The organism is Bacillus sp. FSL K6-2865, assembly GCF_040311405.1.
Taxonomy (GTDB): Bacteria; Bacillota; Bacilli; order Bacillales; family Bacillaceae; genus Bacillus; species Bacillus velezensis.
Genome location: NZ_CP152036.1, coordinates 3,848,933 through 3,869,826, shown reverse-complemented (window position 1 = coordinate 3,869,826; position 20,894 = coordinate 3,848,933). Strand labels below are relative to the sequence as shown.

Annotated in this window: 20 protein-coding genes; 16 read left to right on the top strand and 4 right to left on the bottom strand. The window is 47.1% G+C overall.

Annotated features, from left to right (window positions below):
- Positions 1-186: 186 nt before the first annotated feature.
- Positions 187-348, bottom strand: coding sequence for an anti-repressor SinI family protein (locus NYE42_RS19110; protein WP_003150917.1), 162 nt, complete (start codon positions 346-348; stop codon positions 187-189).
- A 335-nt stretch (positions 349-683) separates the two neighbouring features.
- On the opposite strand from NYE42_RS19110, the gene NYE42_RS19105 reads away from it, so the two are divergent.
- From NYE42_RS19105 to galT, 4 genes are all read left to right on the top strand, one after another.
- A complete protein-coding gene (locus tag NYE42_RS19105) occupies positions 684-1,307 on the top strand; it encodes a TetR/AcrR family transcriptional regulator (RefSeq protein WP_144463822.1) in 624 nt (207 codons plus the stop codon).
- A 79-nt stretch (positions 1,308-1,386) separates the two neighbouring features.
- Complete coding sequence (locus NYE42_RS19100; protein ID WP_352427016.1) at positions 1,387-1,773, top strand: GtrA family protein; 387 nt, start codon at positions 1,387-1,389, stop codon at positions 1,771-1,773.
- 51 nt (positions 1,774-1,824) lie between these two features.
- The gene (locus NYE42_RS19095; protein WP_144463823.1) at positions 1,825-3,009 is read left to right on the top strand and encodes a galactokinase; all 1,185 of its coding nucleotides are present in this window, start codon (positions 1,825-1,827) and stop codon (positions 3,007-3,009) included.
- On the top strand, positions 2,999-4,540 hold the full coding sequence (galT, locus tag NYE42_RS19090; RefSeq protein ID WP_352426644.1) for a UDP-glucose--hexose-1-phosphate uridylyltransferase: 1,542 nt from the start codon (positions 2,999-3,001) through the stop codon (positions 4,538-4,540). Before NYE42_RS19095 ends, galT begins: the two co-directional genes overlap by 11 nt.
- A gap of 16 nt (positions 4,541-4,556) precedes the next feature.
- Here galT and NYE42_RS19085 read toward each other — a convergent pair whose 3' ends face one another.
- Positions 4,557-4,802, bottom strand: a complete 246-nt coding sequence (locus NYE42_RS19085) for a GlsB/YeaQ/YmgE family stress response membrane protein (RefSeq protein ID WP_003150926.1) — start codon at positions 4,800-4,802, stop codon at positions 4,557-4,559.
- Positions 4,803-5,304: 502 nt separating this feature from the next.
- On the opposite strand from NYE42_RS19085, the gene qoxA reads away from it, so the two are divergent.
- The 4 genes from qoxA to qoxD are packed head-to-tail and all read left to right on the top strand — an operon-like array spanning position 5,305 to position 9,246.
- Positions 5,305-6,270, top strand: coding sequence for a cytochrome aa3 quinol oxidase subunit II (qoxA, locus tag NYE42_RS19080; protein WP_012118744.1), 966 nt, complete (start codon positions 5,305-5,307; stop codon positions 6,268-6,270).
- A gap of 27 nt (positions 6,271-6,297) precedes the next feature.
- Positions 6,298-8,247, top strand: coding sequence for a cytochrome aa3 quinol oxidase subunit I (qoxB, locus tag NYE42_RS19075; RefSeq protein WP_012118743.1), 1,950 nt, complete (start codon positions 6,298-6,300; stop codon positions 8,245-8,247).
- Positions 8,248-8,261: 14 nt separating this feature from the next.
- The gene (gene qoxC / locus NYE42_RS19070; RefSeq protein WP_003150930.1) at positions 8,262-8,876 is read left to right on the top strand and encodes a cytochrome aa3 quinol oxidase subunit III; all 615 of its coding nucleotides are present in this window, start codon (positions 8,262-8,264) and stop codon (positions 8,874-8,876) included.
- A gap of 1 nt (position 8,877) precedes the next feature.
- Positions 8,878-9,246 (top strand): cytochrome aa3 quinol oxidase subunit IV, encoded by a 369-nt coding sequence (gene qoxD, locus NYE42_RS19065; RefSeq protein WP_007407711.1) that lies wholly within the window; start codon positions 8,878-8,880, stop codon positions 9,244-9,246.
- A 43-nt stretch (positions 9,247-9,289) separates the two neighbouring features.
- Here the strand turns inward: qoxD and ywcE are convergent, their stop codons facing one another.
- The gene (gene ywcE, locus NYE42_RS19060) at positions 9,290-9,550 is read right to left on the bottom strand and encodes a spore morphogenesis/germination protein YwcE (protein WP_003150937.1); all 261 of its coding nucleotides are present in this window, start codon (positions 9,548-9,550) and stop codon (positions 9,290-9,292) included.
- Between the two features lie 291 nt (positions 9,551-9,841).
- Between ywcE and NYE42_RS19055 the strand changes: the two genes are divergently transcribed.
- From NYE42_RS19055 to NYE42_RS19040, 4 genes are all read left to right on the top strand, one after another.
- Positions 9,842-10,300, top strand: a complete 459-nt coding sequence (locus NYE42_RS19055; protein ID WP_144664799.1) for a GNAT family N-acetyltransferase — start codon at positions 9,842-9,844, stop codon at positions 10,298-10,300.
- Between the two features lie 201 nt (positions 10,301-10,501).
- Entirely contained in the window at positions 10,502-11,689 is a 1,188-nt protein-coding gene (locus NYE42_RS19050; protein ID WP_144664800.1) for an FtsW/RodA/SpoVE family cell cycle protein, read from the top strand.
- A gap of 102 nt (positions 11,690-11,791) precedes the next feature.
- A complete protein-coding gene (gene nfsA / locus NYE42_RS19045) occupies positions 11,792-12,541 on the top strand; it encodes an oxygen-insensitive NADPH nitroreductase (protein ID WP_007407708.1) in 750 nt (249 codons plus the stop codon).
- A gap of 163 nt (positions 12,542-12,704) precedes the next feature.
- A complete protein-coding gene (locus NYE42_RS19040) occupies positions 12,705-13,706 on the top strand; it encodes an LLM class flavin-dependent oxidoreductase (protein ID WP_059367565.1) in 1,002 nt (333 codons plus the stop codon).
- A 41-nt stretch (positions 13,707-13,747) separates the two neighbouring features.
- Here the strand turns inward: NYE42_RS19040 and NYE42_RS19035 are convergent, their stop codons facing one another.
- A complete protein-coding gene (locus tag NYE42_RS19035; RefSeq protein ID WP_352426643.1) occupies positions 13,748-16,159 on the bottom strand; it encodes a S8 family serine peptidase in 2,412 nt (803 codons plus the stop codon).
- A gap of 525 nt (positions 16,160-16,684) precedes the next feature.
- On the opposite strand from NYE42_RS19035, the gene NYE42_RS19030 reads away from it, so the two are divergent.
- The 4 genes from NYE42_RS19030 to NYE42_RS19015 all read left to right on the top strand — a co-directional run bounded on the left by NYE42_RS19030 (position 16,685) and on the right by NYE42_RS19015 (position 20,891).
- The gene (locus tag NYE42_RS19030) at positions 16,685-16,999 is read left to right on the top strand and encodes a hypothetical protein (protein WP_038464397.1); all 315 of its coding nucleotides are present in this window, start codon (positions 16,685-16,687) and stop codon (positions 16,997-16,999) included.
- Positions 17,000-17,022: 23 nt separating this feature from the next.
- Positions 17,023-17,853 carry a transcription antiterminator gene (locus tag NYE42_RS19025; RefSeq protein WP_015418481.1) on the top strand — a complete coding sequence of 277 codons (831 nt, stop codon included), beginning with the start codon at positions 17,023-17,025 and terminating at the stop codon, positions 17,851-17,853.
- 219 nt (positions 17,854-18,072) lie between these two features.
- On the top strand, positions 18,073-19,455 hold the full coding sequence (locus tag NYE42_RS19020; RefSeq protein ID WP_007614557.1) for a sucrose-specific PTS transporter subunit IIBC: 1,383 nt from the start codon (positions 18,073-18,075) through the stop codon (positions 19,453-19,455).
- Positions 19,452-20,891, top strand: a complete 1,440-nt coding sequence (locus NYE42_RS19015) for a sucrose-6-phosphate hydrolase (protein ID WP_251257204.1) — start codon at positions 19,452-19,454, stop codon at positions 20,889-20,891. The genes NYE42_RS19020 and NYE42_RS19015 overlap by 4 nt, the downstream gene beginning before the upstream one ends.
- Positions 20,892-20,894: the final 3 nt, after the last annotated feature.

The following is a 20,894-nucleotide window of genomic DNA, read 5'->3' as shown; positions in this document are numbered from 1 at the left end:
ACAAGATATGCAGCGGGGGGATCTCATATCACCATGTTTGGCTGTTCAATTGCGGAATGCGGACGGGAATGGTTATCCGGTATACGGTTTGTTCTCTGATTCCCCTCTTATTGCGGATGTTCCTTTGAAAACTCGGGTGCGGGCGGACTGTGGCAGGTCATATAGTAAAAGGATCCGCCTGTAATCTTACCGCTGGCGGATGGTGTTTTTCATTGGTGTTTTTTTCTTCACCGCTTTTTCAGTATTTAAGAAGCGCCTCACATCGTCAATGTGCAAACCCATGATTCTAGCCTCTTGAATTAACAATTGCCAATCTTGATCTATATCTTTCATTACATGAGTTTTCATAAGAACCTCCAATTGAAAAATTGATTTGCCCAGCTACAGCAGCCAATGTATAACAAATATCACACATAGTTGGCCGGTAATCCCAAATTGAAGATGAATTCACCTACCTATTCCCTAAGAAAATGACTGAAATAACCAAAATCCTTCAAGAATTCTTACATATAATAATAAACAAATAAATACTGACTGGATAGTATGCAAATAAAAATAAATCATATGACCTATTAATATTTACCCTCAAAGCGTCGACTAGCATATTCTTTTTGCATAAAAAATACCGCAAAAGAATGATTCGGTGTAAGATAAAGTGAATGATCAAACAGCTGGGGTAAAAAATGAAAAAAAACAAATTTCAAATTAAGAGAGAAGAAACATTTGAAAGTTTTATTGACGCAGGCCTTCATCTCCTGATTGAAAGAGCTTACGATTCAGTCTCAATCGATGACATCAGTAAAGCGGCGGGTTTCAGCAAAGGCGCGTTTTACGTTCATTTTGAAAGTAAGGAAGATTTTCTGAAGCATTTGTTAGACAGGCGTCAGATTAAAAAAAGGATTATCACTGGCTATCTCGACGAATTAGAAAAGCAAACAGCGCGGCCGTTGACGCTTTGTGAAGCTGCGGTAAGCGCGGCCAGCCTGTTGATGCGGTTTGTAAACAGCAAGCCTGCCTGGAATGTTGTGTCTTTTGCCGTTCATATGCCCAATTACAAAGTCGTCAGTGAATATGAAGCTTATATCCGTCTTTATAAGTTATGGATAGAAGAAAGCACCATGTACATAAATTGGCTCAAATCGAGAAATTTAATAGAAGACCATATAGATACCGAGCATACCGCTAAAATGATGTGCGCGCTCATCGACGGGATGATTAAGCAATCCAATGTGCTCGGAAGGCCGGTTACTTTCCGCAGCATGTTTGAAGCGCTCTATGTTTTTGTCAGCGGCAGAAAATCAGGGTAACGTTCTTCTTGATTTGACAAAAGGTTTAGAAAAGTCTTTCAGAAAGCGAGGAACTGCCATGCGCTACAGAGAAATTATGATGTATATCATTATGGGGATATTCACGACCATCGTGAATATCGTCAGTTTTTACATTCTGACGTCGGCATTTGAGATGGATTACAAGGCGGCGACCGTCGTTGCTTGGATTCTGTCCGTTCTATTTGCTTATGTTACGAATAAACTGTATGTATTTCAGCAAAAGACCGCGGGGATGCGGAGTCTGATGAAAGAATTGACGGCCTTTTTCAGCGTGCGGGTATTGTCTCTCGCCATCGATCTCGCCATGATGATTCTTCTGGTCAGTCAATTTCATATGAACGAAACGCTGGCGAAAATCGCCGATAACGTCATTATCGTAGTCGTCAACTATGCGGCCAGCAAGTGGATTGTCTTCAGAAAAGCGAAAGAAGAGGGCGTGTCATAAAGGTTTCTTTCCGCGCCCCGGGGGAAAGTGTAATGGTGAAAGGGGATGCGTATGAAGCACAAAATAAAGAAAGCGTTTGCTGATGTATTCGGGGAATCGGAGGACCTGCGCATTTTCTTTGCGCCTGGCAGAGTGAATCTCATCGGAGAGCATACGGATTATAACGGGGGCCACGTCTTTCCGTGCGCGCTGACGATCGGTACATATGCAGCCGTCCGGGAGAGAGGGGACAGGCTCGTCAGAATGTACTCTCATAATTTTAAAGAGGCAGGCATAAAGGAATGCAGTCTCGATGATATCCGTTATCAAAAAGAGGACGGGTGGGCCAATTATCCGAAAGGGGTCATGGCGGAATGTCTCGGCAGCGGTTTTTCCCTTCCGCACGGCTTCGATATTGTGTTCTGGGGAAACATCCCGAACGGCGCGGGGCTGTCATCTTCGGCTTCGATTGAACTTGTCACGGCGGTCATTCTCAAGGAATGCCATGAGCTTGAGGCGGATATGCTCGACTTGGTGAAGCTCGCTCAGACGGCAGAAAATTCCTTTATCGGCGTCAGCTGCGGAATGATGGATCAATTCGCCATCGGAATGGGAAAGAAACATCATGCGATTCTGCTGAATTGCGGGACGCTCAGCTTTGAATATACAAAACTCGGGCTGTCGGGGCTGTCGATCGTTATTGCAAATACCAATAAAAAACGAACGCTTGCAGACTCAGGCTATAATACGAGGCTCAAGGAGTGCGGGGAAGCGCTTTGTGATCTTCAGAAGCATCTTTCCGTTCAATCACTGGGAGATCTGACCCCTTCCGCTTTTGACGCCCATGCGGAGCTGATTCAGAATGAAGTGAACAGACGCCGAGCGAAACACGCCGTCTATGAAAATCACCGCACAATAGAGGCCGCCGACATGTTCAGTAACAATCAGCTTCATCATATCGGTGAATTAATGAGGGATTCGCATCTCTCTTTACGCGATGACTACGAGGTGACGAGTCATGAGCTGGATACACTGGCTGAAGCGGCCTGGCGCCACGGCGGGGTGATCGGATCAAGGATGACGGGAGCCGGTTTCGGCGGCTGTACGGTCAGTATCGTCAAGGACGATGCGGTTTCGGATTTTATTGAAACGGCAGGGGCCCGCTATGAGGAAAAGACAGGGAGAAAAGCTGACTTTTACACGGCGGATGTCGGAGCCGGAGCGAGAGAACTAAAGGGGGATGACGATGGCAATTGAGCGGCACGTGGAACGTTTAATCCGGTACGGATTGCAAAAAGAGCTGATTTCCTATCTTGATATTGAATATACAAGAAACCGTTTATATGAAGCTTTGCATATCACCCATCCGGAGGTTTCAGAACAGAAAGAAAATGAATCGGCGGCATCATTGCCGGACATATTGGCCCCGATTTATGAATGGGCGGCAGAAACGGGCCGGATTGCAGCCGATACAGACACCTATCGCGACCTGCTGAGCGCGAAGATCATGGGCTGCTTTGCCCCGCAGCCGTCCGAGATTGTCCGTCGTTTTGAAGAAACAAAGGCGGTGCACGGGCCGGAGCAGGCGACAAAGGCGTTTTACCGATTTTCAGAGGATGTGTATTATATCCGTTCGGATAGAATACAGCGGAATGTCGGGTGGACGGCTGAGACGGCTTACGGAAAGCTGGACATCACGATCAACCTTTCAAAACCGGAAAAAGATCCGAAAGCAATTGCCGCTGCCAAAGAGCAGTCTCAATCCGATTATCCGAGATGTGTTCTTTGTAAAGAAAATGTCGGGTACGAGGGGAGACCGGATCACCCGGCGCGTCAAAACCTTCGTGTCATTCCGGTAATTCTCGGCGATGAGCAGTGGTTTCTGCAATTTTCTCCGTATGTGTATTACCGGGAGCATTGCATCGTTTTGAAAGACCGGCACGAACCGATGAAGATCAGCAAAAAAACGTTTGACCGGCTGCTGTCGTTCGTCAGCCAGTATCCTCATTATTTTCTCGGTTCCAATGCTGATCTGCCGATTGTCGGCGGCAGTATTTTAAGCCACGACCATTTTCAGGGGGGCAATTATGAATTCCCGATGGCGCGGGCGGAGACAGAAAGCCGGTACAAGCTGCCTGACTATCCGAAAACGGTGTTGGGAATTGTGAAGTGGCCGATGTCGGTCATCCGCCTGCAAAGCGAGAGCGCGTCTGAGCTTTCCGGCGCGGCGGATGCCATCCTGCGGGCATGGCGCGGTTATTCCGATGAGGCGGCTGATCTCCTCGCCTGTTCAGGAGAAACACCGCACAATACAATTACGCCGATTGCCCGGCGGAGAAACGGTTTATTCGAATTAGATCTCGTCCTCAGAAATAACCGCACCTCTGATGAGCATCCGCTGGGAATTTTTCATCCCCATCAGGAAGTTCATCACCTGAAAAAAGAAAATATCGGACTGATTGAGGTAATGGGGCTTGCGATTCTGCCGGGCCGCCTTGAACAAGAAATGAAATACACGGCTGAAGCGCTGTGCTCACCGGACCCGGAAGCGGTCTTAACGGCAGACCCTTCTGCGGCAAAGCATAAAGATTGGGCGCTCAGTGTGCTGCATAAGCGGAAGGTAACGAAAGAAAACGCGGAACAGATTCTGAAAGAGGAAATCGGCCATGCCTTTGCGCGGATACTGGAGCATGCCGGCGTCTTTAAACAGACAGAAGAAGGCAGAGCGGCTTTCCGGCGGCTTATCCGCCATTTGGGCGCTCTACCGGAAAAAAGCCCCATCCCATAAGGGACGAGGCTTTTTTTTATCCTCTGCTTCTGGCGATCAGGCTGAATAAGAATACCACGATCGCAGCTCCGATGATTGCCGGAATGATGGCAAAGCCGGCAAGGTGAGGACCCCATGTGCCGAGCAGTCCGTGCCCGATCCATGCGCCGATCAGACCGGCGATCATTGACCCGATGATTCCCCCGGGCATACTGCCTTTTACAAATAAACTTCCGATCCAGCCGATAATAATAGCGACAATCAGAGATACGATAAAACCCATAAATATCACTTCCTATTTTTTATTATTTATGCCTATATGTTTCCTTCGTTTTGTCCATATTAAACATATGAATGCGTTTTTTATAATGAACATATCAAGGCGCGTTCCGGTCTTTTTTTTCATAATGCGTTGCGTTAAAATGGAAACCGTGTGAAAAGGTGTGAGCAAAGGAAAAAATATTTCTTTTGTAGAATGTTTAACAAAATGAAACTTTTTGTTGACCAGCGTTTTTTATTATGGTAAACCTTTATTTGGTATTATTCGTTCTCACTATCTTTTTTCTCTATATATGCTAAATGATCTAAAACTTTTTATGTTTGGTTTGCGCAAGTGGAAAAAGTTCATGCATTTTTTGACGATTTTGTGACATTAGGTCGAAAAAAAGATGAACTTTAGAAAAAAATAAAGCTAATAAGGGCAGATTTTGATAGCATAACAAGGTAGATAGAGAAAAGATTTTGAGAAAGTACATTTCAGATTCACTACATCAATAGGAAGGATGGTGATCTTCTTGTTCAGAGCATTTAAACCGTTACTTTTATTAGCGATGTTGGCTGTTGTTTTCGTACTGGGCGGATGCAGCGACATTTCCGTTTTAGATCCGAAAGGACCTGTAGCAGACCAGCAGAAAGATCTGATTCTCTTGTCAATCGGATTTATGCTGTTCATTGTCGGCGTCGTTTTCGTACTATTTACAATCATTTTAGTGAAATACCGCGACCGCAAAGGCAAAGACAGCGGAAATTACAAGCCCGAGATGCACGGCAACACGTTCTTAGAAGTAGTCTGGACAGTGATCCCAATTTTAATTGTTATTGCACTTTCTGTGCCTACCGTACAGACGATATATTCGTTAGAAAAAGCGCCTGAAGCGACAAAGGATAAAGAGCCTCTTGTTGTTTATGCTACTTCGGTAGACTGGAAATGGGTATTCAGCTACCCAGAGCAGGATATTGAGACGGTTAACTACCTGAACATTCCTGTAGACCGTCCGGTTTTATTTAAAATTTCTTCAGCCGATTCAATGGCATCGCTATGGATTCCTCAGCTTGGGGGACAAAAATACGCGATGGCGGGAATGCTGATGGATCAATACTTACAGGCTGACAAAGTGGGAACATATGAAGGCCGCAACGCGAACTTCACCGGCGAACACTTTGCCGACCAGAAATTCAACGTAAAAGCTGTTACGCAAAAAGACTTTAACAGCTGGGTGAAAAAAGCCCAAAGCGATTCTCCAAAGCTGACGAAAGAGAAGTATGACGAACTGATGCTTCCGGAGAATGTCGGTAAATTAACGTTCTCTTCTACACACTTAAAATACGTTGACCACGGCCAAGATGCCGAATATGCGATGGAGGCGCGCAAACGCCTTGGCTACAAAGCCGTATCACCGCACTCTAAAACAGATCCGTGGGAAAATGTAAAGAAAAACGAATTTAAAGTATCCGACGATAAACAAGATTGAAATTGAACAAGAAAGGAGGAAGCCCGAATGAAATTGAGATGGGATGAATTTTTTGTAACAGGTGACCCATTAATTCTGGGCGCACAAGTTTCCATTGCGCTTTCCACTATTGCTATCATCGTTGTACTCACATACTTCAAAAAGTGGAAGTGGCTCTGGTCTGAATGGCTTACGTCTGTAGACCATAAGAAACTTGGAATCATGTACATTATCTCTGCTGTTATCATGCTGTTCCGCGGCGGGGTCGACGGCTTGATGATGCGCGCCCAGTTAGCGCTTCCTAATAACAGTTTTTTAGACTCAAACCACTATAATGAGATCTTTACGACTCACGGTACGATCATGATTATCTTCATGGCGATGCCGTTTTTAATCGGTCTGATCAACGTTGTCGTACCTTTGCAGATCGGTGCGCGCGACGTAGCATTCCCTTACTTGAACAACCTGAGTTTCTGGACGTTCTTCGTAGGTGCGATGCTTTTCAATATTTCTTTTGTTATCGGAGGTTCTCCGAACGCAGGCTGGACGAGTTACATGCCGCTGGCAAGCAACGACATGAGTCCCGGGCCTGGTGAGAACTTCTACCTGCTCGGTCTTCAGATTGCCGGTATCGGTACGCTGATGACGGGTATCAACTTTATGGTGACGATCCTGAAAATGCGTACGAAAGGCATGACGCTGATGCGTATGCCGATGTTCACATGGACGACGCTGATTACAATGGTTATTATCGTATTCGCCTTCCCTGTTTTGACAGTGGCATTGGCGCTGTTATCATTTGACCGTTTGTTCGGCGCTCACTTTTTCACGCTGGAAGCCGGCGGTATGCCGATGCTTTGGGCTAACTTGTTCTGGATTTGGGGACACCCTGAAGTATATATCGTTATCTTACCGGCATTCGGTATTTTCTCTGAAATTATTTCAGCGTTTGCAAGAAAGCAGTTATTCGGTTACAAAGCGATGGTCGGCTCAATTATCGCCATTTCCGTCCTGAGTTTCCTTGTATGGACTCACCACTTCTTCACAATGGGGAACAGTGCGTCTGTTAACTCTTTCTTCTCGATTACAACGATGGCGATTTCGGTTCCGACCGGGGTTAAAATCTTTAACTGGCTCTTTACGATGTATAAAGGCCGGATCAGTTTTACAACACCGATGCTGTGGGCGCTCGCGTTCATCCCGAACTTCGTTGTCGGCGGGGTAACAGGGGTTATGCTTGCGATGGCTGCAGCCGATTATCAATACCATAATACGTACTTCCTCGTATCTCACTTCCACTATGTGCTGATCGCGGGTACGGTATTTGCATGTTTCGCAGGATTTATTTTCTGGTATCCGAAAATGTTCGGCCACAAGCTGAACGAAAGAATCGGAAAATGGTTCTTCTGGATCTTTATGATCGGATTTAATGTATGTTTCTTCCCTCAATACTTCTTGGGGCTGCAAGGTATGCCTCGCCGTATTTACACTTACGGACCGAATGACGGATGGACTGCATTAAACTTTATTTCAACTGTCGGAGCCTTCATGATGGGTGTCGGATTCTTAATCCTTTGCTACAACATCTACTACAGCTTCCGCTACTCTACTCGCGAGATCAGCGGAGATTCATGGGGCGTGGGACGTACGCTTGAGTGGGCGACTTCATCTGCGATTCCGCCGCATTACAACTTTGCGGTGCTTCCTGAAGTGAAATCTCAAGATGCGTACCTGCAATTGAAAGAAGACAAAACGGATATTCATCCGGAAAGCAAGTTCAAGAAAATCCATATGCCGCACAACTCCGGAAGACCGCTTATTATGTCAGTGGCGTTCGGTATTGCAGGCTTCGGACTTGTATTTGAATGGTTCTGGATGGGCATTGTCGGCTTGATCGGCATTCTGCTTTGCATGGTGCTTCGTTCATTTGAATATGACAATGGCTACTATATACCTGTTGAAGAAATAAAAGAGACGGAAAGAAAGATTTCCGAATAAAGGAGGCGTGATTTATGGAACATGCAGAACACGGCAATTCTAACGCGCCTATGGAATATCAATCTGAAACCGGCAGACTCAATATTCTCGGGTTTTGGATCTTTTTAGGGGCAGAGATTGTGTTGTTCTCAACACTATTTGCAACCTTCTTCGTTCTTCAAAGAAGAACAGCAGGAGGAGTCTTACCGGCTGAATTATTTGAAGTGAAGCTTGTCATGATCATGACATTCCTGCTTCTGATCAGCAGTTTCACCTGCGGGATCGCTGTTCATGAAATGCGTCGCGGAAGTTTAAAAGGCGTCGTCATTTGGACGATCATTACGCTTCTTCTCGGCGCGGGCTTCGTCGGATGTGAGCTTAACGAGTTCATCCACTATGTACATGAAGGAGCATCTCTCGGTACAAGTGCTTTCTGGTCTGGATTCTTCGTCCTTCTGGGAACGCACGGAACGCACGTAACGATCGGTATCTTCTGGATTGCCGGCATCTTACTGCAATTGAAGAAACGCGGATTAACGCCGCAGACGTCTTCAAAAATCTTTATCTCAAGTTTATACTGGCACTTCTTAGACGTTGTTTGGATCTTCATCTTTACAGGCGTCTATCTCATCGGATTGGGGGGACTATAATATGGCAAACAAATCTGCTGAACACAGCCACTTTCCGTGGAAGCATATCGTAGGTTTTGCGTTGTCTATTATTCTGACCCTGCTGGCCCTTTGGGTTGCAGTATATACGGAATTAAGCCCATCAGCAAAACTCTGGATCATTTTCGGATTCGCATTTATCCAAGCCGGTCTTCAGCTTCTCATGTTCATGCACATGACAGAAAGCGAAAACGGCGGAATTCAAGTCGGAAACACGCTCTTCGGATTTTTCGGAGCGATTGTTATCATCCTTGGTTCCATCTGGATCTTTGCGGCGCACTACCATCACGGTGACCATATGGATGGAAACCCTCCTGGCGGTGCGAAGCATCATTCCGAACATCAGGAATAAAAAGAAACCCTCTTCGTTCAGGCGAAGAGGGTTTTTTGTGCCTTTATTGGCTTCTTCTCCGGCGCAAGCGCGGAAGGCCGTAAATGATAAAGGCGGCGATATGGGCAACGATGACGTTGACGGCAAACAGGATGATCATGAGTGTGTGGCCGAGAGGGGATAGGCTGCTGGTTGCGTAAAAGTAGAAGAAAACCCACATGAGAATAATTGGCGGTATGGCCGAAAGAGCGACTTTTTTGTTATCCAGCCAGATAAAGAGGGGTGTTGCGCTTGCGACCAGTAAATAAGCAAAAAACATGTCCATCTTACATGTCTCCTTTCATTTTATGGGAGCGTTTCCAAAATGAAATACAGAGAATGAAATGTGTCTGTTTTGTGGTCGTTTTTTGAACATTTTGTTACAATTATTATACCATGTTTTCCAATTTTTGATACCGCTTTTTCGAGAAATGTATTGCAACTATTGCCTCATTTTTGGATAGGTACAAGAAACCGGAAAGGCCAAATACCCTGTCACATTTCCGGACAATGGAATGGCGCAGGCTGTGAACCTTTGCTATGGTCAAAGAAACATGCACAGCAAGGGTGGTTTGAAGTGGACGTAAGGAAAGAAGATGTCACAGCGCCGGATGTCATTGCGCTTTTGCAGGATCATCTGAAGAGCATGACCATGCATTCTCCTCCGGAAAGTATACATGCGCTCAATGCGGACCGGCTGCGTCAGCCTGACGTTACGTTTTGGAGTGCGAGGGAAAACGGCATCCTGCTCGGCTGCGGTGCCTTAAAGGAGCTAAACAGCCGGCACGGTGAGATCAAATCAATGAAAACCTCTCGGCATCATGTCAGAAAAGGTGCAGCCAACCGGATCCTCCGTCATATGATTGAAGAAGCAAGGCGGCGGGGCTATCAGCGGATCAGCTTGGAAACCGGTTCTATGGAGGCTTTTCTCCCCGCCAGACGCCTGTATGAAAAAGCCGGGTTTCAATATTGTGATCCGTTTGCACATTATAAAGAGGACCCGAACAGCTTGTTTATGACGTTAAACATAGGCTGAAACCCCTTTTCTGACGAGAAGGGGTTTTTTATCGGAAAAGTTTCATCATGACCGAAACATTTCCTTTTCTGACACGTCATATGTCGTGTAGTCCCCAAACCGTAAAAAATAAAAAGGAAGCAACCTCATCATGTTTTCTTGAACGGTGTTCATGTATAATAAACAATAGTGACTTCCGATGAAAATGTAAGGCGGGATAGAATGAGTCGATATAAGAAACAGCAAAATCCCTATTATCAGGGGGATTTGATTTTTATATTTGGTGTGTTTTTAATAATTAGTGTTGCGGCGATTTATGCGGCCGGACAGTTCGGGCAGTACGGAAGTGATGCCTGGATGAGACAGATCGTCTTTTATGTCATCGGAGCCGGTCTCATGGTCAGTATCATGTATTTTGATTTAGAGCAGCTTGAAAAACTGAGTCTGTACGTGTTAATTGCCGGCGTGCTGTCGCTGCTCCTTTTACGTGTGGCGCCGGAATCCATCGCGCCGATTAAAAACGGAGCGAAGAGCTGGTTTAAAATCGGCAGCTTTACCCTCCAGCCCTCTGAGTTTACGAAAATAGGAATTATGATGATGGTCGCGTCCATTATATCGAAGGCGGGCCCGAAAGATCAAAGATCACTTCGGGAAGATGTCAATCTGCTTTTGAAAATTGCGGCATGGACGGTCATTCCGATCGGGCTGATCGTTTTACAGGATGCCGGAACGGGTGCGATCTGTCTGTTTATCGTTATGGTGATGGTGTTTATGTCAGGTGTAAACTGGAAGCTGATCACCATTATCGGCGGTTCGGCAGCACTTGTGCTTGGCCTTTTCTTAGTTCTCGTGATTGAATTTCCCCATGTGGCGAATTCAATCGGCATTGCGGATTATCAAATTAACCGGATTACATCGTGGATGTCTGACTCCAGTGCGGCAACGACTCAGGCAGAGAGCGATAAAAGCTGGCAGGTGGATCAGGCCGTTATGGCGATCGGATCGGGCGGCATTACCGGAAACGGCATTCATAATCTGAAGGTGTACGTACCTGAGGGACAGACCGACTTTATCTTTGCGATTTTGGGTGAAAGTTTTGGATTTTTAGGCTGCGCCATTGCGGTTGTCATGTTTTTCTTTTTAATTTACAGGCTTGTGGTGCTGATTGACCGCTTGCATGCGTTTAACCGATTTGGCGCGTTTTTTTGCGTAGGATTTACTGCACTTATCGTGATTCACACCTTCCAGAACATCGGGATGAATATCGGCATTATGCCGGTTACCGGTATTCCGCTGCTGTTTGTCAGCTATGGGGGGAGCTCGGTGCTTTCTACATTAATCAGCTTCGGGATCGTATATAACGCAAGTGTGCAGCTGACGAAATATAAAAGCTACTTGTTCAATTCTTAATGTGAGACGGCTCGTTTTTCGGGCTGTCTTTTTTTGTTTAGAGCATTTCGCTTTTGACATGATTCCCTTTCGGATATGATATAGAGAGAAGGAGGCTTTTATATGAACAATACCATTGAAACCATACTTAATCATCGGTCGATCCGATCATTTACTGACGAGCTTCTGACAGCAGAAGAGATAGATACATTAGTGAAAAGCGCCCAGGCGGCGTCAACGTCCAGTTACGTGCAGGCTTACTCCATCATCGGCGTAACTGATAAAGAGAAAAAGCGGAAGCTGGCGGCACTGGCCGGAAACCAGCCTTACGTCGAAAATAACGGGCACTTGTTTGTATTTTGCGCTGATTTGTACCGCCATAAAAAACTTGCTGAGGAAAAAGGCGAAAACATTACCGAGCTTCTTGAGAATACGGAAATGTTTATGGTCAGCGTCATTGATGCCGCACTTGCCGCACAAAACGTAAGTGTTGCCGCGGAATCAATGGGACTTGGCATTTGTTATATCGGAGGCATTCGAAATGAACTTGATCAGGTGACAGAAGTGCTTGGTACACCTGACCATGTGCTGCCGCTGTTCGGCTTGGTAGTCGGTCATCCCGCTCATCCGTCCGGTCAAAAGCCGCGCCTGCCGAAACAAGCCGTATATCATGAAAACACGTACGATACGAATGAAGAACACTTCCGCAGTTATATGAAGGAATATGATGAAACCATTTCCGCTTATTATGATAAACGGACAAACGGCAAGCGGGTTGAAACGTGGTCTGATCAAATCCTGCAGTTCATGAAACAAAAACCGAGAACCTATTTAAATCAATATGTAAAAGATAAAGGTTTTCAAAAGAATTAAGAAAAAACCTCTCCTGACCGGGAGAGGTTTTTTTATGTTTCACGTGTAACATATTTCGACAAAATGGAACAAGGTATATAAATGTTTATCATCAGGGATGCTTATAAGCATACAGAAAGAAAAAACGGCTTAGCAGTGGTACGATGTTGATGAGGTGACAGTGATGATTTCATTAAGCATATTAGATCAATCTCCTGTATCAGAAGGGAGTTCCGCGGAAAGCGCGCTGCGGAATACAGTAAGACTGGCGCAGGAGGCGGAAAAGCTCGGATATAAGAGGTTTTGGGTGTCAGAGCATCATTTTTCAGAGCGGTTGGCGGGTTCAAGCCCTGAAGTGCTGATCAGCCATATTGCGGCGAAAACGAATGAGATTCGTGTAGGCTCGGGCGGTGTCATGCTTCCGCATTACAGCGCATATAAGGTGGCGGAGAATTTCCGCGTGCTTGAAGGGTTGACGCCGGGCAGAATCGATCTCGGATTAGGGAGAGCGCCGGGCGGAATGCCGATCGCATCATGGGCGCTGAATGACGGCGGGAAGCGTAACGCTGATCAATATCCGCAGCAGCTTCGTGAGCTGGCGATGTATTTGCATGATGCAGCCGACGACAATCACCGTTTTCCGAATCTGACCGCATCACCCCTTATTAAGACGGCGCCGGAAGTCTGGCTTCTCGGTTCTTCGGGGGAAAGCGCGCTTCTGAGCGCAGAAATGGGAGCAGGCTATATGTTTGCTCACTTTATTAATGGAGAAGGCGGAGAAAGCACGACAGCACAATATAAGCGCAGATTTAAACCTTCTGTATTAGGAAAAGAACCAAAAACAGCCGTGGCGGTGTTTGTGCTGTGCGCGGACACGGAGGAGAAAGCGGAGGAACTCGCGGCCGTCATGGATTATACGCTGCTTGCGGGTGAACAGGGGATTCCGCTTCACGGCGTACCGTCTTACGAAACCGTCCGCGGCAATACGTACACACCGTATGAACAAAGACGAATTGCCGATAATCGGAATCGAATGATCATCGGAACGAAGCAACAAGTGAAAGAACAGATTCTGGCTCTCAGTAAAGCATACGGAACGGAAGAAGTGATGGCTGTAACCATTACTCATCATTTTGAAGATAAACTTCAGTCATACCGCCTGCTTCGAGAAGCTTTTGCCGAATGATCAGAAAGAAACCCTGCTGATGCTCCAGCAGGGTTGTTCGGTTATTCAATGATAAAAGGTTTTTCAGTCAGCACCTGGCTTGATTTCCCTTTGTTCGCGGCATAGGCCAGCATATAATATTCTCCTGCCGGCAGTGCGCTGTCACCATTGACTTTGCCGTTCCAGTCGAAATATTGATAGCCTTTATCCTGCTTTTTGTAGATGCCGGCTTGGCCGACAAAGTCAAGATTGCTGTCATATACAAGGAAGGCAAGCTCTTCGGCTCCCGCCGGAAGATAGGTTTCAATTTGGTAGGTTCCCTGCGTTGTGCCGTCCTGCACGTCGATTGACGTCACGCGCGGATAGTCCGGCTCTTTTACAATCAGCAGCGTCGGCACTTTTGCGACTGTTTTTCCGCCTTCACGCACTGTGACGGTTCCCTCATAGGTGCCCGCCTTTACTTTTTTGGCATTGACCTTTACTTTCGCATTGAACTTTCCGGTTTGATGAGCGGGGATCACGACCCGGTCTGTGCCCGAAACGGTAATGCCCGTGCCGTTGAAAGAGTACTCGAGCTGATATGATTTTCTGATGGACGATTGATTTTCAATCGTAAAGGTTTCTTTTTTCGTTTCATTGCCTTTGTCTTTCATAAACGTTCCGTAAGAATAACTTCCCGGGGCGACAAGGGAGTCTGCTTTGATCGCCTTCATGATTCTGATGCTTCCGGCGCCTTGCGCATTATGCGGGTATACGTCACCGTCCGCGTCCGTTAAGGTTTCGGCCGTGTTCATGAGAGCGGCTTTTATTTGTTCCGGGCTCCATTTCGGTTTGGCCTGCTTGATGACGGCAGCTGCGCCGGCTACATGCGGGGAAGCCATGCTCGTTCCCTGCTTCGATCCGTAGCCGTACGGGTCGGCCGGATCATGGGTCGGAATGGTGCTGACGATGTTTACGCCGGGAGCGGAGACGTCGGGTTTAATCATCCACGTGTCCATAACCGGACCGCGTGACGAAAAGTCTGCCATTTGTTCAGTGAGCGATTTAGCCACGGATAAATTGAATGTCGCTTTTGTGCCGCCCGCTTTTAATTGGCTGACGAGTTTTTCGCCGTCTTCTGATGAAAGCTTAATCGTCGGCACGGACATGCCCGGTACGTTGGCTTCAATTTCTCCCGGGGCATTGTTATACACAACCATACCTATCGCGCCCGCTTTTTTGGCGTTGTCTGCTTTATCCACAAAGGCGATGCTGCCCCGTTTGACGACAGCGACTTTTCCTTTCAGATCTTTGCCTTCAAAATCCTTTTGCTCGCCGATACCCGCCTCTATGAGCTCTGTTTCTTTTTTATTCAGTGCTTTTATGTCATCTTCTTTGTTGTAGCCCATTACTTTCGCTGAGGAATAGGAACCGAAGGACACGGCGTACTCGTTCAGCGGCAGCTGGGTCGCTCCGACGGAGATGGCTTCTCTGGACGTTCCCGGAGAGCCGACGGTCCAATTGTTCGGCCCGCTGTTTCCGTTTGATGTAACGGCCGTGACGCCTTCTGACATCGCCCAGTCAAGCGCCGTGCTTGTCGCCCAGTCTGGGTTATTCACAGAATTGCCGAGAGAAAGGTTCATGATATCCGCTCCGTCCTGTACGGCGCGTTCGATGCCGGCGATGACGTTCTCCGTTGTTCCGCTTCCGCCCGGACCGAGCACACGGTAGGCAAGGAGTGTAGCATCCGGCGCGACGCCTTTGATCGTTCCGTTTGCCGCTACCGTGCCCGCGACATGGGTTCCGTGGTCAGTCGACGCGCCTCTTGGATCACCGGACGGCGTTTCTTCAGGATCGTAATCGTTATCCACAAAATCGTATCCTTTATATTGTCCGAAATTTTTCTTTAAGTCAGGGTGTTTATATTCGACACCGGTGTCAATAATGGCAACCTTGACGCCTTTACCCGTATAGCCGAGCTTCCATGCGTCATTTGCCCCTATATAAGGCGCGCTGTCATCCATCTGCGGAGACACGGCATCCTTAGATAGGGTGATGTCTTTATCTTTGAGCTGATCGGTATGATAGGTGACATTCGGATAAACCGCTTTGACATCCTGATCACTCAGCAGTTTGGGGATTTCATTTGCCGGGAGTTTCATGGAGAAGCCGGAAAACACTTGCTCATATTCCCTGTTGATTTTTCCGTGTTTAATGGTTTTGAGCGCTTTCTTTTTCACTTTTGCGCGTTCGCTTTTCAGCTGGCTTTTTGTCTGTGCTTTGCCGAGTTCCTTTGCTTCCGCCAGTGACTTTTCCTTCAGCTCCACGATGACTGTCGTTTGTTTGCCGGTGGTCATATCAATGTCACCGAACACCTCAGCCTTCTCAAGATCAGGAGTTTGCGGTTTTGAAGCCGGCGCAGCCTGTGAACTTGTGGATAAGGTAAAGGATAAGACAAAAGCCGGAAGCAGATAACGGATGATTCCTTTTTTCAATCGTGTTTCCCCCTTTTTCTTTATCTAAATTAGAAATCTAGTATATATTTCTTGAAAATTCAAAATAATCCTTGTGACATATGACTCATTTATGGAAATTGGTCTGTGAATAAGGAGGGAGTTATACACAGAATCCTGTGTATAACTGAATAAATTTGTGTATATATATTGTTGGGAACGAGTGTTCCTATACAAAATATAGATCGAGTTTGTGGATATGTGGATATACCCTGTGTTTAAGCTGTGCTTAACCAAGGGATAAGGTGTGTATAACTTTTTTTATCGGCTTTTCCATTTTTCAGGTCATTTCCATCAGCTTTCAACAAAACTTCTGAAAACTAGTTTGTTTTTTCACTCATATTGTGACAAACAATTCGCCCGGCCGCGTCTATCATAGAGTCATAGGGTTGCTAGACCCGCTAGTTTTTAGCGGAGAAGGATCGGCCGCCTTTTCCGTTAAAGCGGAGAGAAAAACAGGCCTGCGAACAAGCTGTCTGTCAAAAAGAAGCGGAGGGATGATTTGCAATGAAACGTTTGCTAGTATCTTTACGGGTGTGGATGGTCTTTCTGATGAACTGGATGGCGCCGGGTAACGGAAGATATCCATTAGCCGCCGTGTATGGAAACCAAGCGGCTTATTATAAGAAAGCGAAGCGGACGGCTGGGGCTTTTTCGTTTGTGAGCCGTGTCCGATCGGCGGATTTGACCGATGAAACGAAATCGGCCCGCGGCGGGCTGGATAAAAACCGATGGATGCCTGTCCGCAAAGAATTGCCGAAACGGGAGCGCGCGGGTCCGGCACCTTTACATCATATGAAAAAGAGGGTACAATCCCACTAAACATATGAACGGGAGCGAACCTCTTGAGAATAGACAAAGTATTAAATAACAATGCGGCGTTAATAAAAGAAGACGGACGGGAAAAGATCGTAATGGGTCCCGGAATCGCTTTTCAAAAGAGAAAAAATGATGTGATTCAAAAACATAAAATTGAAAAAATATTTGTCGTGCACGACGAAAATGAAAAGTTCAAACAAGTGTTAGAAACGCTTCCCGAAGAGCATATAGAGGCGGCTGAAGATATCATCAGCCATGCGGAGGGAGAGCTTGCGGCACCTTTGAGCGATCACATCCACATTGCGCTGGCGGACCATTTATCCTTTGCGATCGAAAGGATTCAAAACGGCCTTCAGGTGCATAACCGATTGCTTCATGAAATTAAGGCGCTTTATAAAAAAGAATATGAGATCGGCCGCTGGGCGGTTGAACACGTGAAACAAACCCTCGGTATATCATTGCCTGATGATGAGGCGGGGTATATCGCGCTTCATATCCACACTGCCAAGGCGGATGCCAAAAGCATGTATTCGGCGATGAAGCATACAACCATGATCAAAGAAATGATCGAAAAGATCGAATCCTTTTTCGAACAGAAGGTGGATGAAGACAGTATTTCCTATCAGCGCCTCGTCACGCACTTACGGTATGCGGTCAGCCGGTTGGACTCAAATGAAGCACTCCATTCCATGGACGAGGAGATGCTTTATTTCATCCAAAAAAAGTATCCGTTTGCTTATCGGTGTGCGCTTGAACTGGCGGCGTTTTTAAGAACTGAATATGATTTGGAACTGCCGGAATCCGAGGCCGGCTATATCACGCTGCATGTCCAGCGTCTGCAAAAAAACCCGGAATAACGCGTCTGTTTCGAGAAACAGACTTTTTTTTTGAAAACATATTGACGAAAGCGCTATCATGAAATAGAATGAAAGCGCATTAAAAAAACTGAATCCGGCGGGATTGTGACTGGTAATGCAGGCAAGACCTAAAATTTGCGTACATGAAAAAGGGATCATGCTGACCTTTTTCGTTGGCGAATTTTAGGTCTTTTTTGATTTTAGAAAGGGGGATACATCATGAATTATCAAGAAACGGCAAAACAGCTTATCAAACATATCGGAGGGGAATCAAATATCATCAGCGCGACACATTGCGCGACGCGGCTCAGGCTTGTCATTCAAGATGAACAGAAGATCAGCCAGGCTGGCATTGAAGAAATAGAAGGCGTAAAAGGGGCTTTCAGCAGCTCGGGGCAATATCAGATTATATTCGGCACCGGTCTCGTGAATAAAGTGTATGACGCTTTTTCAAAAGAAGCCGATTTGGGGCGGGAGGATCGTGAGACACATCAGGACGCAGCGAAAAAAAAGCTGAATCCGGCCGCAAGATTTGCGAAGACACTGTCTAACATATTCGTTCCCATCATTCCGGCTATCGTGGCAAGCGGACTTTTAATGGGGCTGCTCGGCATGATGAAGGCTTTTCACTGGGTGTCTGAACAATCATCGCTGTTTAAGCTTTTAGACATGTTTTCAAGCGCGGCGTTTATCTTCCTGCCCGTATTCATCGGGTTCAGCGCGGCGAAGGAATTTGGCGGTAATGCCTATCTTGGTGCCGTGCTCGGGGGAATTATGATCCATCCGGCGCTTTTGAATCCGTGGGGGCTTGCGGATGCATCGCCTGATTTTATGCAGCTCTTCGGCTTCGACATTGCGCTGCTCGGCTACCAAGGGACGGTCATCCCCGTACTGTTAGCCGTTTACATTATGAGCAAAGTGGAAAAGGGCACGAGAAAAATTGTGCCTCACGCATTCGATTTATTGGTCACGCCGTTTGTCACGGTGATTGTCACAGGATTTATCACCTTTATCGCAATCGGTCCGCTTGGCAGGGCGATCGGATCAGGCATTACCGTCTCGCTGACATATGTGTATGATCATGCGGGCATTGTTGCCGGACTGCTTTTCGGCGGTCTTTATCCGCTTATTGTGCTTACCGGTGTGCATCACAGCTTTCATGCGATTGAGGCCGGCCTCATCGCTGATTTGGGCAGAAACTATATCCTTCCTATCTGGTCGATGGCGAATGTCGCTCAGGGTGCGGCGGGACTGGCTGTATTTTTCCTGACGAAAAAAGCGAAAATGAAAGAAATCGCTCTGCCGGCCGCATTTTCCGCTTTTCTCGGTGTAACCGAACCAGTCATTTTCGGTGTGAACCTAAGATACCGCAAGCCGTTTATCGCGGGAATGATCGGCGGAGCGCTGGGCGGAGCCTATGTCGTGGTGACCGGTGTCGCCGCCAATGCCTACGGTCTGACCGGAATTCCGATGATTGCCATCACGGCTCCGCTCGGTTTAGGAAATCTTATAAACTATCTGATCGGAATGGGCATCGCCTCTGTCTCGGCGTTTATTGCCGCTTACATTATGGGAGCTAAAGAAAAGGAGGCCGTCAAATGAGGACACCGGATCAAGAGCTGCGCCTGCAGGCTGAGGAAGCAAAAAAGAAGCGGGGAGAAACAGCCGCGTCAGATCCATACCGCCAGAACTATCATATTATGCCGCCGGTCGGGCTTTTAAATGATCCGAACGGCGTGATCCAATGGAACGGCGTATATCACTTGTTTTTTCAATGGCAGCCATTTCATACGGGGCACGGCGCGAAATTTTGGGCGCATGTGACGACGAAGGATTTCGTTGAGTGGAAAGAGGAAGAAATCGCGCTTGCGCCGGGTGAGTGGTATGACAAAAACGGCTGTTATTCCGGAAGCGCCATCGAAAAAGACGGGCGGCTCTGTCTGATGTACACAGGCAATGTCCGTGACGGAGAAGGCAATCGGGAAACGTATCAATGCCTCGCCGTATCCGAAGACGGGATCGTATTTGAAAAAAAAGGAGTCGTCGCTCGTCTCCCGGAAGGCTATACCGCTCATTTCCGTGATCCGAAGGTTTGGAAGAAAGACGGAGCGTATTACATGGTGCTTGGCGCGCAGACAGAAAAGCTCACCGGAAGCGCTGTGTTGTTCACATCAGAGAACTTGACGGATTGGACGTTTCTCGGTGCGATTGCGGGAGCGGACTCCGGCGGTCTCGGGTCATTCGGTTATATGTGGGAATGTCCCGACTTGTTTTCCCTTGACGGAACCGACGTGCTGCTCGTATGTCCGCAGGGGCTTGTATCCGACGGGATAAAATATCATAACAGCCACCAGGCGGGCTATTTCCTCGGCAGGCTGCATACAGAGCCGCCAGAATTTAAGCACGGTGAATTTACGGAGCTTGACAGAGGATTTGACTTTTACGCGGCGCAGACGCTGGAAGATGATAAGGGACGGAGAATTCTGTTCGCGTGGATGGGCGTTCCGGATCAGCATGAGGACAAACATCCGACACATGCGTATCACTGGATTCACTGCTTAACGATGCCGAGACAGCTGTCACTGTCCAACGGCAGAATCATACAGCGCCCGCTCTCGGAAATGAAATCACGCCGCACGGATGAACAAAAGCGCCGGCTTCAATTGAATTGTTCGTCTGTAAGCCTCCCGGTGAAAGATGCGTCCCGGGCTGAAGTGCTGCTGGAAGACATCACTTGCGAATCCGGTTTTGAAATCTCAATTCGGGGCGCGGCCCGGTTTATATTTCATCAGGAAGAGGGGCTGGCTGTGCTGGAGCGCACCGCTTTCAGCGGAGAAGAAAAAGAAAAGAGAAGCTGCGCCGTCAGCGAGGTGCATTCCGTGCAGCTCTTTCTGGATGCATCCTCGATTGAATTGTTTTTGAATGATGGAGAAGAGGTATTCAGCGCCAGATATTTTCCTTTCCCGGGAAATGATGACGTAACCGTCACTTCGGCAGGAAAAACGGAAATAAATGGCTCAATTTGGACACTTTTGTAGAAA

Bases quoted from the DNA above. Each gene is read 5' to 3' on its own strand.
- NYE42_RS19015 (WP_251257204.1), top strand. From the start codon at position 19,452: ATGAGGACACCGGATCAAGAGCTGCGCCTGCAGGCTGAGGAAGCAAAA.
- qoxB (WP_012118743.1), top strand. From the start codon at position 6,298: ATGAAATTGAGATGGGATGAATTTTTTGTAACAGGTGACCCATTAATT.
- NYE42_RS19100 (WP_352427016.1), top strand. From the start codon at position 1,387: ATGTATATCATTATGGGGATATTCACGACCATCGTGAATATCGTCAGT.
- qoxC (WP_003150930.1), top strand. From the start codon at position 8,262: ATGGAACATGCAGAACACGGCAATTCTAACGCGCCTATGGAATATCAA.
- NYE42_RS19020 (WP_007614557.1), top strand. From the start codon at position 18,073: ATGAATTATCAAGAAACGGCAAAACAGCTTATCAAACATATCGGAGGG.
- nfsA (WP_007407708.1), top strand. From the start codon at position 11,792: ATGAACAATACCATTGAAACCATACTTAATCATCGGTCGATCCGATCA.
- NYE42_RS19110 (WP_003150917.1), bottom strand. From the start codon at position 348: ATGAAAACTCATGTAATGAAAGATATAGATCAAGATTGGCAATTGTTA.
- NYE42_RS19085 (WP_003150926.1), bottom strand. From the start codon at position 4,802: ATGGGTTTTATCGTATCTCTGATTGTCGCTATTATTATCGGCTGGATC.
- galT (WP_352426644.1), top strand. From the start codon at position 2,999: ATGGCAATTGAGCGGCACGTGGAACGTTTAATCCGGTACGGATTGCAA.
- qoxD (WP_007407711.1), top strand. From the start codon at position 8,878: ATGGCAAACAAATCTGCTGAACACAGCCACTTTCCGTGGAAGCATATC.
- NYE42_RS19050 (WP_144664800.1), top strand. From the start codon at position 10,502: ATGAGTCGATATAAGAAACAGCAAAATCCCTATTATCAGGGGGATTTG.
- NYE42_RS19095 (WP_144463823.1), top strand. From the start codon at position 1,825: ATGAAGCACAAAATAAAGAAAGCGTTTGCTGATGTATTCGGGGAATCG.
- NYE42_RS19105 (WP_144463822.1), top strand. From the start codon at position 684: ATGAAAAAAAACAAATTTCAAATTAAGAGAGAAGAAACATTTGAAAGT.
- NYE42_RS19030 (WP_038464397.1), top strand. From the start codon at position 16,685: ATGAAACGTTTGCTAGTATCTTTACGGGTGTGGATGGTCTTTCTGATG.
- NYE42_RS19040 (WP_059367565.1), top strand. From the start codon at position 12,705: ATGATTTCATTAAGCATATTAGATCAATCTCCTGTATCAGAAGGGAGT.
- ywcE (WP_003150937.1), bottom strand. From the start codon at position 9,550: ATGGACATGTTTTTTGCTTATTTACTGGTCGCAAGCGCAACACCCCTC.